At 68.9% G+C, this 16,544-nt stretch carries 12 protein-coding genes; 7 read left to right on the top strand and 5 right to left on the bottom strand.

The features are described 5' to 3' along the window. Window positions 1-2 precede the first annotated feature (2 nt). A complete protein-coding gene (locus tag N5I32_RS09080) occupies window positions 3-1,682 on the top strand; it encodes an MFS transporter (RefSeq protein WP_261495079.1) in 1,680 nt (559 codons plus the stop codon). Window positions 1,683-1,686: 4 nt separating this feature from the next. Here N5I32_RS09080 and N5I32_RS09075 read toward each other — a convergent pair whose 3' ends face one another. The 4 genes from N5I32_RS09075 to N5I32_RS09060 form a co-directional block, all read right to left on the bottom strand. After that, window positions 1,687-2,022 carry a DnaJ family domain-containing protein gene (locus N5I32_RS09075; RefSeq protein ID WP_261495078.1) on the bottom strand — a complete coding sequence of 112 codons (336 nt, stop codon included), beginning with the start codon at window positions 2,020-2,022 and terminating at the stop codon, window positions 1,687-1,689. 101 nt (window positions 2,023-2,123) lie between these two features. After that, window positions 2,124-5,276 (bottom strand): valine--tRNA ligase, encoded by a 3,153-nt coding sequence (locus N5I32_RS09070; RefSeq protein WP_261495077.1) that lies wholly within the window; start codon window positions 5,274-5,276, stop codon window positions 2,124-2,126. Between the two features lie 75 nt (window positions 5,277-5,351). Next, complete coding sequence (locus tag N5I32_RS09065; protein WP_261495076.1) at window positions 5,352-5,969, bottom strand: HD domain-containing protein; 618 nt, start codon at window positions 5,967-5,969, stop codon at window positions 5,352-5,354. Window positions 5,970-6,042: 73 nt separating this feature from the next. Further along, window positions 6,043-6,474: an Lrp/AsnC family transcriptional regulator gene (locus tag N5I32_RS09060; protein WP_261495075.1), complete on the bottom strand. Its 432-nt coding sequence runs from the start codon at window positions 6,472-6,474 to the stop codon at window positions 6,043-6,045. Window positions 6,475-6,696: 222 nt separating this feature from the next. Here N5I32_RS09060 and N5I32_RS09055 point away from each other — a divergent pair, with 222 nt between their 5' ends. After that, window positions 6,697-7,842: a type III PLP-dependent enzyme gene (locus N5I32_RS09055; protein ID WP_261495074.1), complete on the top strand. Its 1,146-nt coding sequence runs from the start codon at window positions 6,697-6,699 to the stop codon at window positions 7,840-7,842. A gap of 196 nt (window positions 7,843-8,038) precedes the next feature. Continuing rightward, on the top strand, window positions 8,039-9,118 hold the full coding sequence (locus N5I32_RS09050) for a T6SS phospholipase effector Tle1-like catalytic domain-containing protein (protein ID WP_439648180.1): 1,080 nt from the start codon (window positions 8,039-8,041) through the stop codon (window positions 9,116-9,118). Window positions 9,119-9,175: 57 nt separating this feature from the next. Here N5I32_RS09050 and metF read toward each other — a convergent pair whose 3' ends face one another. Next, on the bottom strand, window positions 9,176-10,039 hold the full coding sequence (gene metF, locus N5I32_RS09045) for a methylenetetrahydrofolate reductase [NAD(P)H] (protein ID WP_261495073.1): 864 nt from the start codon (window positions 10,037-10,039) through the stop codon (window positions 9,176-9,178). Window positions 10,040-10,129: 90 nt separating this feature from the next. On the opposite strand from metF, the gene N5I32_RS09040 reads away from it, so the two are divergent. The 4 genes from N5I32_RS09040 (at window position 10,130) to N5I32_RS09025 (ending at window position 16,523) form a co-directional block, all read left to right on the top strand. Then, window positions 10,130-11,035: a LysR family transcriptional regulator gene (locus N5I32_RS09040; protein ID WP_261495072.1), complete on the top strand. Its 906-nt coding sequence runs from the start codon at window positions 10,130-10,132 to the stop codon at window positions 11,033-11,035. 59 nt (window positions 11,036-11,094) lie between these two features. Continuing rightward, window positions 11,095-13,329: a molybdopterin-dependent oxidoreductase gene (locus N5I32_RS09035; RefSeq protein ID WP_261495071.1), complete on the top strand. Its 2,235-nt coding sequence runs from the start codon at window positions 11,095-11,097 to the stop codon at window positions 13,327-13,329. 24 nt (window positions 13,330-13,353) lie between these two features. Next, a complete protein-coding gene (locus tag N5I32_RS09030; protein ID WP_261495070.1) occupies window positions 13,354-14,772 on the top strand; it encodes an MFS transporter in 1,419 nt (472 codons plus the stop codon). Window positions 14,773-15,002: 230 nt separating this feature from the next. Further along, a complete protein-coding gene (locus N5I32_RS09025; RefSeq protein ID WP_261495069.1) occupies window positions 15,003-16,523 on the top strand; it encodes an ABC-F family ATP-binding cassette domain-containing protein in 1,521 nt (506 codons plus the stop codon). The last annotated feature ends 21 nt before the right edge of the window (window positions 16,524-16,544 follow it).

Raw genomic sequence — 16,544 nt, 5'->3', positions numbered from 1 at the left:
TGATGTGTCGGCGCATCCCGCGCCGGGTCAGGAGACAGAAGATCGCCGCATCCCCGACACTTGCGCCCCCGACCCTTGCGCCCCTGTCCAACCGGAGCTTCCGAGAGCTTTGGCTGGCCAGCCAGGTGTCGAACCTCGGGTCGCTGATCCAGGCGGTGGGCGCGGCCTGGGCGATGGGCAGCCTGACCGCGAGCCATTCGATGGTGGCGTTGGTGCAATCCTCGAACACCTTGCCGATCATGATCTTTTCGCTGGTGTCCGGGGCACTGGCCGATAATTTCGACCGGCGGCGGATCATGCTGACGGCGCAGGTCTTCATGTTCGCGGTCTCGGTCGCGCTGGCGCTTGTGGCTTGGGCGGGCGGGCTGACGCCCTGGCTGCTGCTGACATTCACCTTCCTCATCGGCTGCGGCACGGCGTTGTTCAACCCGTCCTGGCAGGCCTCGATCGGCGACATCGTTCCGCGCGAGCAGGTGCCGGGTGCGGTGGGGCTGAACTCGATGGGCTTCAACCTCGCGCGGTCGGTCGGCCCGGCGATCGGCGGGGCGATCGTCGCCGCGGCCGGCGTGGCCGCAGCCTTTGCGATCAATGCCGCGAGCTATGTCGCCTTCATCATCGGCATTGCCCGCCTGCCGCGCGGGGAACGCGACGCGCGCCTGCCACGCGAAGGGGTGGCGCCCGCGATTGGCGCGGGGTTTCGCTATGCGGCGATGTCGCCCGCGCTTCTCCGGGTGATGGCGCGGGCGGCGATCTTCGGCGTCGGCGCCTCCTCCATCATGGCGCTTCTGCCGGTCTATGCCCGCGACACGATGGCGGGCACGGCCTTCGACTACGGGGTGTATCTGGGCTGCTTCGGGGTCGGTGCCATCGGCGGGGTGCTGATGAATGCCCGGCTCCGGGCGGCCTTGAAGAACGAGCGGGTGGTCGAGATCGGCTTTCTGGGCTTTGCGCTGGCGGCGGCGGCGTTGGCGCTGCTGCCGGTCAGGGTGGCGGTGGTGCCGGCGCTCCTGCTGGCCGGCGCCTGCTGGGTGATGGCGCTGTCGCTCTTCAACACGACGGTGCAGCTCTCCACACCGCGCTGGGTACTGGGCCGGGCACTGGCCTTTTACCAGATGGCGACCTTCGGCGGCATGGCGGGCGGGTCCTGGGCCTGGGGCTGGATCGCCGATCAGGCGGGCATCGCCACCGCGCTTGGCCTGGCCGCGGCGGTTCTGGTCGCGGGCGGCCTTGCGGGCTGGATCCTTCGGGTCAGCGATTTCGGCGGGCTCGACCTGACGCCGCTTGGCCTGATGACCGCGGCAGAGCCCCGGATCGACCTCAGGGCGCGGAGCGGCCCGATCTTCATCATGGTGGATTACGAGATCGCGCAGGGCGACGTACCGGCATTCCTGGCGCTGATGCAGGAGCGCCGCCGCATTCGTATCCGTGACGGGGCGCGGCGCTGGTCGCTTCTGCGCGACCTGGAGCGGCCGGAGCAGTGGAGCGAGAAATACTACGTCCCGACCTGGGTGGACTACGCCCGCCACCTGGCGCGGCGTACCCGGGCCGATGATGCCGTGCACCAGGCGATCCGCGCGCTGCACCGGGGGGCAGAGCCGCCGCGCGTGACCCGCAAGATCGAGCGCCAGACGGTGCCGCGCCACGACGACGCACCCCCGATCGCGCCCTCCGACCTCGCCTGAGCGGTCAGGGCTTAAGGAACTTGCGCCGGGCTTCCTCGGCGATCGCGATCTTGAGGTCGAGCGTGGCGATGCGGCGCATGGCCAGGTGACACTCCTCTTCTGTCGTCGCCTCGGCGTAGGCCGATTTCGCGGCGGCAAGCTCCTGCTTGAGAACAATCTCCTGCGGCAGTGCCCCGGCCTCGGCCATGATGCGGAAACCCACGGCGAGACCGGGATCGACGAAGGCATCGCCAGGGCGGTCGGGGAGCGGGCGGCCTTCGCCGGGGAGATGGTCGAGTTTGCCTTCGGCGCGGGCCTTGAGCATCCGGCGTTCGGCGACACGGTTCAGCCAGTTGGACATGGCAACCTCCTTGCCCTGATATGGGAAAGGCGAGGCAGCGCGGCAAGGCCGGGGGCGCTGCCCCCGGACCCCCGGGATACTTGGGAAAAGAAGAAGTGGGGTCAGCCGACCTCGGCCAGGCGGGCGAGCGCCGCCTTGAGTTTCGCGGCCTCTTCCTCGCCCAGGGCAAGTTTTTCCCGGGTTTCCTCGACAACCTCTTCCGGGGCGCTGTCGACGAACTTGGGGTTCGACAGCCGCCCGCGCAGGCCGTTCATATCCTTGTCGAGCTTTTCCAGCGCCTTCGACAGGCGCGCCTTTTCCTCGGCGATGTCGATGACGCCCTCGAGCGGGATCGCGAAGTTGCCGCCCTCGACCGCGACGGTGATCGAGCCTTTCGGGGCCGCGCCTTCGGTCATGCCGTCGAGCCGCGCGAGGCGCGCGATCATCGGTTCGTTGCGGGCCCAGGCGGCGCGGCCGCGGTCGTCCATCGCGGTCATGACGACGGGGAGCTTGAGGCCGGCGGGGACATGCATCTGCATCCGGGCGGAGCGAATCTCCTCGATGAGCGCGATCACCCAGTTCATCTCGCGGTCGGCGTCGGCGTCGATCAGGTCCGCGCCGTAGGCCGGCCAGTCGGCGTGGACGAGCATCTTCGACCGCGTGCCGGTCTGGCCCCAGAGTTCTTCGGTGATGAAGGGCATGAAGGGGTGGAGAAGCGTGCAGCACTGATCGAGGACCCAGGCCATGGTCGCCCGGGTTTCGCCCGCCTGGTCGCCGTCCATCAGCGGTTTGGCGAATTCGACGTACCAGTCACAGACCTTGCCCCAGACGAAGGCGTAGAGCGTATTGGCGGCGTCGTTGAAGCGGTAGGCCGTCAGCGCCTCGTCGACGGAGAGCCGGGCGCGCGCGGTTTCGCCGATGATCCAGCGGTTGACGGTGTGGGACGGCTCGGGCCGGGCGCCGCCGGTGTCGCGGGGCAGGGCGGCGTTCATCTCGGCGAAGCGGGTGGCGTTCCAGAGCTTCGTGGTGAAGTTCCGGTAGCCGGCGATGCGGTCCTTCGAGAGTTTCAGGTCACGCCCCATCGCGGCCATCGCGGTGAGGGTGAAGCGCAGCGCGTCGGCGCCGAATTCGTCGATGAGGTCGAGGGGGTCGATGACGTTGCCCAAGGACTTCGACATCTTCCGGCCCTTCTCGTCGCGGACGAGGGCGTGGACATAGACGGTGTGGAAGGGGACCTGATCGACGACGGCCAACTGCATCATCATCATCCGGGCGACCCAGAAGAAGATGATGTCGAAGCCGGTGACGAGGACATCGGTGGGGAAGTATTTCTTCAGTTCCGGCGTGTCCTCGGGCCAGCCGAGCGTGCCGATGGGCCAGAGGCCGGAGGAGAACCAGGTGTCGAGGACGCCGGGGTCGCGCCAGACCGGGTAGATGAGGCGCGTCGGGTCCTGCGTGACCTCGTATTCGCCGAGCGCGGCGGTGAAGGCGGCCATGGCCTCATGCTTGTCGGCAACTTCGACGACGCGCGCCGCGTGCAGCGGCGTCGGCAGGGCCGCGAGGTCGTCGCGCGCCCTGTCGGCTGCGGCCGCAAAGCTCGCGGCGCAGTATGTGGCGGGGTCCTGTCCGTCGAAGGCGCCTTCGCGCAAGAGGCGGAACATCTCGACCTCATCGAGGGCGCCGTCGGCCTCGTCGTCGACAAAGACGATCGGATGGATGCCGAGCCCGTACCACACCGGAATCTGGTGACCCCACCAGAGCTGGCGCGAGATGCACCAGGGCTCTATGTTTTCCAGCCAGTGGAAATAGGTCTTGGCGTCGCGTTCGGGCAGGATGCGGGTGTAGCCGGCCTTTTCGTCAAAGGTCCCGGCCTCCTGCGCCGCCATGCCCTTGCGGACGGCGTCCAGCGCGGGTTCGACGATTTTGGCCGTGTCGACGAACCACTGGTCGGTCAGCATCGGCTCGATGACGACCTTGGAGCGGTCGCCATGCGGCTGCATCATCTTGTTCTGCTCGACCAGGGGGATGCGTTCGAGGTGCTCGGCGCCGGTTTCCTTGTCGATGGACTTCGTGAGGACCGTCACCGCCAGCCCCTCGGCGTTGATCTGGGCGATCACGCGCTTGCGGGCCTCATACCGGTCAAGCCCGCGCAGGTCGTCGGGGACGAGGTTGACCGCGTCCACCTCGGCCTCGGTCAGGGTCTTTTCTCCCTTGGCCACTGCCATCGCGGTGGCAGCAGCCTCGGCATAGGGGGCGCCATCGGCGCGCATGTGTGCCCTTGTGTCCATCAGCCGATAGCAGGGGATGTTGCTGCGCTTGGCCACGGCGTAGTCGTTGAAGTCATGCGCGCCGGTGATCTTCACCGCGCCCGAGCCGAAAGTGGGGTCGGGGTATTCGTCGGTGATGATCGGGATCAGGCGGCGGTGTTCCTTCGGGCCCACCGGAATTTCGCAAAGCTTGCCGACGATTGGCGCGTAGCGTTCATCCGACGGGTGAACCGCGACCGCGCCGTCGCCCAGCATCGTTTCGGGCCGGGTGGTGGCGATGGAGATGTAGTCGCGCGTCTCCCGGAAGGTGACGCGGCCTTCCTCGTCCTTCTCGACGTATTCGTAGGTCTGGCCGTCTTCCAGCGGGTACTTGAAGTGCCACATCTGGCCCTGCACCTCGATCTGCTCCACCTCGAGGTCGGAGATCGCGGTCTCGAAATGCGGGTCCCAGTTCACCAGCCGCTTGCCGCGGTAGATCAGGCCCTTGTCGTACATTTCCACGAAGACCTTGATGACGGCGTCGTGGAAGTTGCCCTCTTCGCCCTTCGGCGCGTTTGGGGCGCCGGACATGGTGAAGGCGTTCCTCGACCAGTCGCAGGAGGCGCCGAGCCGCTTCAACTGGTCGATGATGGTGTTGCCGGACTTCTGCTTCTGCTCCCACACCAGAGCGGTGAAGTCATCGCGGCTCATATCCGTGCGGCGGCGGTTGGTTTTCGCCAGTTCACGCTCCACCACCATCTGGGTCGCAATGCCCGCATGGTCCTGGCCGGGCTGCCAGAGCGTGTCGAAACCGCGCATCCGGTGCCAGCGCACGAGGATGTCCTGCAGCGTGTTGTTGAACGCATGGCCCATGTGGAGAGAGCCGGTCACGTTCGGGGGCGGGATCATGATGCAGAAGGTTTCCGCGCGCGAGGCGTTGGCGCCGGCCCGGAAGGCACCGGACTTTTCCCAGGCGTCGTAAAGGCGCTGTTCCGCCTCGGCGGCGTTGAAGGTCTTTTCCATCGGCATGGTTCGCTGTCCCGTCACATCTCGGGTTTCCCTTAGCGAATGGGCGCGCGAAGGGGAAGGGGCGGGCGGGCCGTCTCAGCGGGTGGCGGCAACGCCAGCGTCGGTCAGGGGCACGCGTTCGCCGCGCCGGATCACCGCCGGGTCATAGGGCTTGCGGTCGAAGACGGCGCGCACCATCGGCGCGAAGAACTCGATCGGCAGGGTGTCGTAACTGGGGTCGAAGCTCGACTGGTCCCAGCGTTCGCAGAACTCGGCGCAGTCGTCAAAATAGGGGTTGCCCCGGTGACGCTCGCGCTTGTGCTGATCGAAGCCCTCAAGGTGGTGGCCGTAGTAGAGCATCTGGAAATCGCCGTGCGTCTGGACGACCCAGGTGCATTGTTCGCGCACGAAGGGCTTCAGGATGGTCGCGGCGTATTCATCGTGGTTGTAGGGCGCATAGATGTCGCCGATGTCGTGCAGAAGGGCCGAGACGACCCAATCGACATCCGCCCCGTCGCGCCAGGCCCGCGTGGCCGACTGCACCGAATGGCCCAGCCGGGTGATCTGGTAGCCCGACAGGCTCTTGTCCAGTTCGACCAGCGCGCCCAAGAGCCGGTCGGCCGTGTGTTTCGTGTGGTCGATTTCGTGCGCGGTCAGGAATTCGTAGTCTTCCCTGGTGCCGTCCTTCATCTGGGTGAAGCTGACCGTTTTCATTCGAAGACCCCCGCCGTTGTCTGGCGGCGAGGGGAGCGGATTTTCCGCCGCGACGCAAGGAAAACAATGCGGATCAGGCGGCGCGGTCGATCTTCGTGGACAGGTGGATCAGGCTTTCGGAGCTTTTCACCCCGGTCAGCGCGCCCAGCTGGTCCAGCACGTTGTCGAGAATCGTCGTGGATGCCGCCGCGACATGCAGCAGAAGGTCCACCCGGCCCGAGGTCGTGTAGGCGCGTTCGACCTCCGGGATGGTCTTGAGGCGCGCCAGCACCGCCGCCTGTGCGCGCGGCTCGATATTGAGGAGAATCGTCGCCCGGATGCGGCCCTGGCGCGCGGCCTCTCCCAGCTTCACGGTATATCCCGCGATGACGCCGGTGCCTTCCAGCCGTTCAAGCCGGGCCTGCACGGTGGATCGCGCCACCTTCAGCTTGCGCGCCAGCGTCGCCACCGAGGTGCGGGCGTCGGTGCCCAGTTGGGCCAGAATGGCCTTGTCGAGTTCGTCCATCGTGCAACACCGGCGTTGTGATTGTCAGTTTCGTCGTTTTAACAGGATTTTTCGGCAAATCCACTCTTCCGATCGGTCGGAATGTGCCCCATATCGCCCCGCACGTTCAGGAAAAAGGGCGGCTCATACGCACCTTACCTGGTTTGGTCAAATGCGTAAGCGCTTTCCAGCCGGTAGTGCCGGGCAAGAGGTGGCTGCGCCTTGTTGGCAGGGGACACGCCGATGGGGCTTTCCAAGACGATCTGGACGAATCCGTCCGAATTTCTTCGCACGCAACGGCCTGATGCGCCGGTGATGTTCTTCTCGCCGACGGTGCTGCAGGCGACCGCCCGGCGATTCATCGAGGGTTTCCCGGGGCTTGTCACCTACGCGGTGAAGTCCAACCCGGAGGAAATGGTGATCCAGAATCTGGTCGCCGCTGGTGTGAAGGGCTTTGACGTCGCCTCGCCCGCCGAGATCGAGATGATCGCGCGGCTCGCCCCCGGCGCGGCCATGCACTACAACAACCCCGTCCGCGCGCGGCACGAGATCACCTATGCCGTGGGCATGGGGGTCTGCTCCTACTCGGTGGACAGCCATTCCGAGCTTGCCAAGCTGGTCGAACTGGTGCCCGCGAAGGGGACCGAGATCACCGTGCGCTTCAAGCTGCCGGTGTCGGGCGCGACCTACAACTTCGGAGCCAAGTTCGGCGCGACCGTGGAAAAGGCGGTGGAGCTGCTGCGCGCGGTCGCGGCGGCGGGCTTCATCCCCTCGCTCACCTTCCATCCGGGCACGCAGTGCACCGACCCGATGGCGTGGGACGCCTACCTGCGCGCCGCGGCCGAGATCTGCCGCCTGTCGGGCGTGAAGGCGCGCCGGCTGAACGTCGGCGGCGGCTTCCCCTCGCACCGGCTGCACACCGAACTGCCGCAGCTTGACGCGATCTTCGCGCTGATCGGCCGCGTCGCAGAGGAGGCCTTCGCGGGCGAACCCCCGGCGCTGGTGTGCGAGCCGGGGCGGGGTCTTGTCGCCGAAAGCTTCTCGCTCGCCGCGCGGGTAAAGGGCATCCGCGACGATGAACACGTGTTCCTCAACGACGGCGCCTATGGCGCGATGGACGAACTGCCGCTGATGGGCACGATCGACCGCGTGACGGTCCTGTCCGAACGCGGCGTCGTCCGCACCGGCGCGGGCCGCGACCGCATCGTCTTCGGCCCGACCTGCGATTCGGTCGACCGGCTGCCGGGCGAACTGCCGCTGCCCGCCGACATGGAGGAGGGCGACTACCTCGTCTTCGCCGGGATGGGCGCCTATTCGACGGCGACCAACACCCGCTTCAACGGCTTCGGCGATCTCTCCATCGCCACGGTGATGTCGCTAGGCCTCTGAGCACCCGCGCACGACCGGCCCTTCGCCCGCGGGTGTCCTGCCCGCGGGTTTTTCGTTTCCGGCGCCCCGCCCCAAAAGACCGCGTTCATCCTTGCGGCGCAGACTGTCACGGCATCTTGGCTGGACGGGGCGGCGTGGTGGCGCAATGATGGACGAACCACAAGGGAACACGATCCGGGAAGGAGACGGCGGAACCATGCGCGACATCGCGCGGCGGCTGTGGGGAATGCTCGGCTTCGGCCGCGAAGCGGCGGTCGAGGTGCAGACCCCGCCGCGCGGTCGGGGCCCCACCGATCATGTGATCCTGATCGACGGCACAATGTCGTCGCTGGAACCGGGGCAGGAAACCAACATCGGCCGCATCTACCGCACGCTTTGCGCGGTGCCGCGATCTACCCGCATGTCGATCTATTATGAACCGGGCGTGCAGTGGCGCAGCTGGCGCGACGCGCGCGACGTGGCGATGGGGCGGGGGATCAACCGGCAGATCCAGCGCGCCTACGGCTGGCTTGCCACGCGCTACCGCCCCGGCGACCGGGTGTTCCTGTTCGGGTTTTCCCGCGGCGCCTTCGCGGTCCGTTCGCTGGCGGGCATCATCGACCAGGTGGGGCTTTTGCGCGCGGACTGCGCGACGGAACGGAACGTGCGGCTGGCTTACCGCTATTACCGCCGCACGGACCCGTCGCGCATCCGCGACATCTTCGTGCGGCGCCACTGCCACCCAGAGGTCGCGATCGAGATGGTCGGCGTCTTCGACACGGTCAAGGCGCTGGGCCTGCGCCTGCCCTTCCTGTGGATGTGGACGGAGCCCAGGCACGAGTTTCACAGCCACGCGCTGGGCCCGCACATCCGCCACGGCTACCAGGCGCTGGCGCTGGACGAGACGCGGGCCGCCTACAACCCGATCCTGTGGGACACCCAAGGCAGCCCGTGGGAGGGGCGGATCGAACAGGTGTGGTTCCGGGGCGCACATGGCGATGTGGGCGGGCAGGTGGGCAGTCTGGACAGGGCGCGTCCGCTGGCCAACATTCCGCTGGTCTGGATGCTGGAAAAGGCCGAAGCCTGTGGCCTGCCGATGCCGGTTGACTGGCGCGGCGATTTCCCGACCGACCCGGCCGCGCCCTCGGTCGGGTCGTGGCGCGGCTGGGGACGGGCCTTCCTGTTCCGCGCCCGCAGGGCAGTGGGGCAGGACCCGTCCGAGGCGATCCATCCGACCGCGCGCGACCGTTCCCGCGCGGCCCGCCGCGCCCTTGCCCGCCACGTCCGCGAGGCGTGAGGCGAAAAGAAAATAGCCCCGAAGACAATGCTTCGGGGCCAATGCAGCAACGACGGCTCAGGCCACGTTCTGCAGGGAGACCTCGGGGGCCAGTCCCAGCGCGAAGCAGACGTCGCGGGTCATCTGGGGGCGGTTGAGCGTGTAGAAGTGCAGGTCCTCGACCCCGCCCTGCACCAGGTCGTCGCAGAGTTCGGTCGCGAGCGCGGTGGACAGAAGCGCCTCGTGCCCGTCGCGGACGGCGTGGGCATAGGCCTCCTCGAGCCAACCGGGGATGTGGGCGCCGCAGCGGCGGGCAAAGCGCTTTGCCCCGTCCCAGGTCTGGATCGGCAGGATACCGGGGATGATCGGCGCGTCGATCCCGGCCTTTTCACAGGCGTCGCGGAAGCGGAAGAAGGTTTCGGCCTCGAAGAAGAACTGGGTGATGGCCGAGGTCGCGCCGGCGTCGATCTTGCGCTTCAGCCAGAGGATGTCGGCGGCGGTGTCGGCCGCCTCGGGGTGGCGTTCGGGATAGGCGCCGACGCGGACCTTGAACTTGCCGGTGGAGGCCAGCGCCTCGACCAGTTCAACCGTGTCGCGGAACCCCTCGGGATGGGGGCGGAAGGCGCCGGCACCCTTCGGCGGGTCGCCGCGCAGCGCCACGATCTCGGTCACGCCGGCGGCCGCATAGGCCTCGGCGATCTCCAGCGTCTCGGCCTTCGACGCCTCGACGCAGGTGAGGTGCGCGGCGACGGACAGGCCGAAGTTCTGGCCGATGGCGCCCACCGCCTCATGCGTCAGCTTCCGCGTCGTCCCGCCCGCGCCGTAGGTGACGGAGACGAAGCTGGGGCGCAACGGCGCCAGGCTTTGCGCCGTTTCCCAAAGCCGGAAGGAGGCGTCGAGCGTCTGCGGAGGGAAGAATTCGAAGGAGATGCGGGGCGTCATGGGAACCTCATTGCTTGCGCCCCTTGTGCCGGTTTTTGTGATGTGAGACAAATTCATAATACTCATCATCTATATGAGGTTTGCAACAAGATGCACCTGGAGCTGCGCCACCTGCGCACGATCAAGGCGATCCACGACACGGGCGGCCTCGCGCGGGCGGCGGATATCCTGAACATCACCCAGTCGGCGCTCTCGCATCAGATCAAGGGGCTGGAGGATCAGGCGGGGGTGGAGCTTTTCGCGCGCCGCACGCGGCCCTTGCGGCTGTCGGCGGCGGGCCTGCGGATGCTGCGCGCGGCGGAACGCATCCTGCCCGAGCTTGACGCCCTGTCGGAGGAGTTCCGCGCGCTCCGCTCCGGCCGGTCGGGGCGGCTTTTCATCGCGATGGAATGCCACGCCTGTTTCGACTGGCTTTTCCCCGTGCTCGAACAGTTCCGCCGCGCCTGGCCCGAGGTGGACGTGGACATCCGCGCGGGCCTGGCTTTCGACGCGCTCCCCGCGCTGATGCGCGAGGAGGTCGACCTGGTGATCTCCTCCGATCCGGACGGGCCGTCGGGGGCGGTCTTCAACCCGCTTTTCGACTACTCGCCGACCCTCGTCGCGGCAGCTTCGAACCCGCTTGCGGCGCGGCCCTGGATCGAGGCGGAGGATCTGCGCGACCAGGTCCTGATCACCTACCCGGTGGATCGCAGCCGGCTGGACGTGTTTTCCACCCTGCTCACCCCCGCGCGGGTGGAGCCGCGGGGGCTCAGGCAGGTGGAACTGACCGCGGTAATCCTGATGCTCGTCGCCTCGGACCGGGGGGTGGCGGTGCTGCCCGACTGGGTGCTGCGCGACGTGAAGCGGCAGTCCGACTACGTGACGCGGCGGCTGACCGAGCGGGGCGTGGTCAAGCGCATGTATGCCGCCACCCGCGAGGAGGACGCGACACGGCCCTTCATGGCGCATTTCCTGAAACTCGCGCGGAGCGAGGCGGTCAAGCTTCAGCGTGGCTGACGCTTGACCTTGCCCCCGCGCGGGGGGAGTGTGGCGCGACAGCGCGGGGAGAGGACGGCATGGCGGACGATCTGGGCAAGGTGACGTCGGCCCATTGGGGTGCGGCACGGGTCTACACCGAAGGGGGCCGGATTGTCCGCGTCGAACCGTTCGAGGAAGACCCGGACCCCTCGCCCATCGCCCGTATCCTGCCCAAGGCGGTGCACCACGCCGACCGCGTGGCACGCCCCTCGGTCCGCAAGGGCTGGCTCCGGGGCGACCGCGCGCGCGGTGCGGGGCGCGACGATTTCGTCGAGATGCCCTGGGACGAGGCGCTCGACATCGCGGCTGAGGAGATCGGCCGCATCCGCCGCGTCCACGGCAACGGCGCGATCTACGGCGGCTCCTACGGCTGGTCGAGCGCGGGGCGCTTTCACCACGCGCAAAGCCAGTTGCACCGCTTCCTCAACAGCATCGGCGGTTACGTCGCGCACAAGGGCAGCTATTCGCTCAGCGCGGCCGAGGTGATGATCCCCCACATCTTCGGCTGGAGCGAGACCGAGTTCCACTACGCGGTACAGGAACGCTGGTCCGCGATCGTGGAACATACCGAAACGCTGGTTGCCTTCGGCGGGATCAACACCAAGAACGCACAGGTGAACCCCGGCGGCACCGGCGCGCACCGGACGGGCGCGCACCTGCGCGCCTTCGGCGCGGGCGGCGGGCGCCTCGTCAACGTCAGCCCGCAGCGCGGCGACAGCCCCGATTTCGCGGAATGGCTGCCCGTCATCCCGGGGACCGATACCGCCCTGATCCTCGGCCTTGCGCATGAACTGGAACGCACGGGACGGGTGGACCGCGCCTTCCTCGACCGCTGCGCGGCGGGCTACGACCGGTTCCGCGCCTACCTTCTGGGCGAAACGGACGGGCTGGCGAAGGACGCAGGCTGGGCGGCGGCGATCTGCGGCGTTCCCGCCGGCAAGATCGCCGCGCTGGCCGAACGCATGGCCACGACACGCACGCTGATTGCCATGTCCTGGTCGGTGCAGCGGGCGGAAAACGGCGAACAACCCTACTGGGCGGGGGCGACGCTGGCCGCCATGCTGGGCCAGATCGGCCTGCCGGGCGGCGGCTTCGGCGAAGGCTACGGCACCACGGACGGCGGCGGCACCGGGCCCTTCCGCCGGCTGGGCGGGGGCGCCCTGCCGCAGTTGAGCAACCCGGTCGGAACCACGATTCCGGTCGCGCGGATCGCCGACATGCTCCTGCACCCCGGCATGCCCTACCAGTACAACGGCGAGGACCGGACCTATCCCGACATCCGGCTGATCATGTGGGCAGGCGGCAATCCCTATCACCACCATCAGGACCTCAGGCGGCTGGAGCGGGCCTGGGACAAGCCCGATTGCGTGATCGTGAACGATCCCTGGTGGACCGCGACCGCGCGTCGCGCCGACATCGTCTTTCCCGCCACCACCCCCTATGAGCGCGAGGATTTCGGGCGCGAAGGCACCGATCCCTACATCTTCCACATGCCGCAACTGATCGCGCCGCAGGGCGAGGCGCGCGACGACTTCGAGATCTTCCGGGGCCTTGCCGCGCGGCTGGGCGCCGAGGAGGTCTTTACCGAAGGGCTGTCGGCCGCGGACTGGATCGCCCGCCTTTACAAGGATTTCCGCGCCAAAAGCGCGGCGGAGGGCGTCGAGGTGCCTGACCTTGCGGCGTTGAAGGCGCGCAACTGGGCGCGGATCGATCCCGCCCCGCAGCCCGCCGAAAGCCCGCTCGCCGCCTTCCGTCGCGATCCCGGCGCGCATCCCCTGCCGACGCCGTCGGGGCGCATCGAGGTCTTTTCCGACACCATCGCGGCGATGGGCTATGCGCATTGTCCGGGCCATGCCGTCTGGATCGAGCCGACCGAATGGGCCGGTACGCGCGACCGGTTCCGCCTGCACCTCTTGTCGCCGCAGCCCGCCGACAAGCTGCATTCGCAGCTTGAGGCGGCGCTGGCGGATGAACCCGACGCGCGGCCGATGCGGGTCAACCTGCACCCCGACGAGGCCGCCCGGCGCGGCATCGCCGAGGGCGCGCTGGTCGAGGTATTCAACGACCGGGGCAGTTGCCTGGCCCGCGCGCGGCTGAGCGCCGATGTGGTGCCGGGCGTGCTGATCCTGCCCACCGGCGCGTGGTATCGTCCGGACGGGCAGGGGCGCGACACGCAAGGCAACCCGAACGTGCTGACGCGCGACATCGGCACCTCGCGCATCGCGCAGGGGCCGACGGCGCAGACGACCCTGGTCGACCTGCGGCCGCTCTGACACGGGCAGGGCGGGACGCAGGCCATGCAGGCGGCAAGGGACGATCACGTCAGCTGGGCCGAGGTGCTGCGCGGTCGCCACGCCGCAGCGATGCTTCTTTGCTGCCTGGGCGTCTGGCTGCACGCGGCCGACGCGCTGGTGGTCACGACGATGATGCCCGCCATCGTCGCCGAGATCGGCGGCGACCGGATCGTGGCCTGGAACTTCGCGCTGTACGATACCGGATCGATCGTGGCGGGGGCGGCGAGCGGGCTGGTGGCGCTCAGGTTCGGGCTCAGGGCGCCGATGGTCGCGGCGGCCCTTCTGGTCGGGCTGGGCTGCGTGATCAGCGCCGCGGCGCCCTCGATGCCGGTCCTGCTGGCGGGGCGGGTCGCACAGGGGCTGGGCGGGGGCGGTCTGACCTCTCTGTCGTTCGTCGCCGTGACGCAGCTGTTCCCCCGCCGGATGATGCCGCGGGCCTTCGCCGCCATGTCGGTGGCCTGGGGCGCCTCGGCCTTTGCCGGGCCGCTGGTCGGGGGCGTCTTCGTGACCTGGGGCAGCTGGCGGGCCGGGTTCCTGGCCTTCGCGCTTCAGGCGGCGGCCCTGGCGCTCTGGTTCCGCTTCGGCATTTCCGCCGCGGCCGCGCCGGCGCCAGCCACCGGGGCGGCACGCCTGCCCGCCCGGCGCCTGGCACTGCTCAGCGCGGCGGTGCTGGGCGTGGCTTACGCGGGCAATGCCGGTTCGGCCGGTTGGACCGTACTGTCGCTGGCCGGCGGGGTCGGCGCGCTGCTGCTTTTCGTCCGGCTTGACGGGCAAAGCGGCGAGGACCGGCTCTGGCCGCGTGGGGCGCTTGACGTGCGGCGGCCGACGGGCGCGGCGCTGGTGATGGTGCTGGCCATGAACATAGCGATGATGGGCCTGGCGACCTACGGCCCGCTTCTGATGGACCGCATCCACGGCACCGAACCGCTGGTCGCGGGCTACATCGTCGCAGGCATCTCGATCGCCTGGACGCTCGCCGCCGTGGCCGTCTCGGGTCAGCCGGAGCGGCGCGACGCCTCCTTCATCGTCCTCGGGATGAGCCTGGCGGTGGCCAGCGTCGCGGGCCTTGCACATGCGGTGCCTTCGGGGCCGCTGTGGCTCATCGCCGTCTTCGCCTCGTTCGAGGGGCTGGGCTATGGCATGGCCTGGTCCTTCATCCTGCGCCGCGCCGGGCGGCTGGCGGAAGAGGGGGACGGCGAACGGCTGAGCGCGGCGCTGCCGACGATCGGGCGGCTTGGCTATGCGCTGGGCGCCTCGACCATGGGCATCCTCGCCAATCGCGCGGGTTTCGATGCCTCGGCCAGCGCCGATCAGGCCGCCTCGGTCGCGCGCGCGATCTTCCTTGGCAGCCTGCCAATCGCGCTTCTGGGCTGGGCGGCGATGCTGCGCTTCGTCAGCTTCCGGCCCGCACGCGGGATTTGACCGGCAAGGGCACTCGCGCTACGCTGCCCTTGGATCGTCTCAGGAAGGGGAGGCCGCGATGACATTCCGCTTGACGCGGCGACTGACCCACGGACCTGTCCGGGCCCCGCATGGCGTGATGCGGGGCGGCGCGAAGGTCTGAGCGAACTTCGTCTGCCCCGGCGGCCGGGAATTCCGCGCCGCCAAGGATGGTAACGGGTGCGACCGCACCCCCGGCAGACGAGACCACGATGAGCCTTCTTTCCGTTTCCGATCTGGGCCTGACCCTGGCCGACCCCCTCTTTTCCGGCCTGGACTTCACCCTTCACCCCGGCGACCGCGCAGGGCTTGTCGCGGCCAACGGGCGGGGAAAATCCTCGCTCCTGCGGGTGCTGGCGGGACTGGCGGAGCCGACGCAGGGCAGCGTGACCCGCGCCCGCGGCGCAAAGGTCGCGCTGGTGGAACAGGACCCGCCGGCCGCGCTGCTGCAACTGACGCTGCGCGCGGCGGTGCTGGACGGCCTGCCCGAGGAGGCGCGCGATTACGAGGGCTGGCGCGTCGATGTGGCGCTGGACGATCTGGGCGTGCCCGAAGACCTGCGCGACCGGCCGCTGGCCGCGCTGTCGGGGGGCTGGCAGCGCACCGCCCTTCTGGCCCGTGCGGCGGTGGGGGAGCCTGATCTGTACCTGCTGGACGAACCGACCAACCACCTCGACCTCGCGCGGATCGGCGTGCTGACACGCTGGCTCGCGGCGCTGCCGCGGTCGGTGGCGGCGATCATCGTCAGCCATGACCGCGCGTTCCTGGACGCGGCGACGACGCGTACGCTGTTTTTGCGCGAACGCGACAGCCGGGTTTTCGCGCTGCCCTTCTCGGCGGCGCGCGCAGCGCTCGAGGAGGCCGACGCCGCGGATGCACGCGCCTTCGACAACCGCCTGAAAGAGGCGCAGCAGCTGCGCCGGCAGGCCGCGAAACTGAAGAACATCGGCATCAACTCCGGCAGCGACCTTCTCACGACGAAGACGAAGCAGCTGACCGAACGGGCCGACCGGATCGAGGCCGCGGCGCGGCCTGCGCACCGGGACCGGTCGGCGGGCGCGATCCGGCTGGAGGGGACGGGCAGCCATGCCCGCGCGCTTCTGGCCTTCGAGGATGCCGCGGTTGCAACGCCGGACGGGCGGCTTCTGTTCCGCACCGGGCGGAAGTGGATCGTGCCGGGCGACCGCGTGGTGTTGCTGGGGCCGAACGGTGCGGGCAAGAGCCGGCTGATGGCCGCCGTGCGGGCCGCGCTTGAGGGCGACGCCGGGGCGATCCGCGCGGCGCCTTCGGTCCGCGCCGGTGTTGCCGACCAGCATCTGGGCCAGATCGACCTGGACCGCACCCCGCATGCGTTGCTGGCCGACCGCTTCCGGCCGGGCGATCAGGCGATCCGCGCGGCGCTGGCCGGGGCGGGCATCGCCATCGACCGGCAGACCGCGCCAACGCGGCGACTGTCGGGCGGGCAGCGGTCGCGCCTTGCGATGCTGCTCCTCAGGTTCGAGAAGCCGAACCTCTACCTGCTCGACGAACCCACCAACCACCTCGACATCGAGGGTCAGGAGGCGCTCGAGGCGGAAATTGCCACGGACGCGGCCGCGGCGCTCATCGTCTCACACGACCGCGCCTTCGTCCGCGCGGTGGGCACGCGGTTCTGGCTGATCGCGGGGAGAAGGCTTGAGGAGGTGGACTCGCCCGAGGACTTCTTTCGCGAGGCCGAGGGTGGCGCACTCTGAGCCGACCTGCCCCGCCCGGCA

Source organism: Albidovulum sediminis, from assembly GCF_025380365.1.
Classification (GTDB): Bacteria; Pseudomonadota; Alphaproteobacteria; order Rhodobacterales; family Rhodobacteraceae; genus Albidovulum; species Albidovulum sediminis.
The sequence above is the reverse complement of the archived record's forward strand: the minus strand, read 5'-3'. Positions and strand labels throughout refer to the sequence as shown.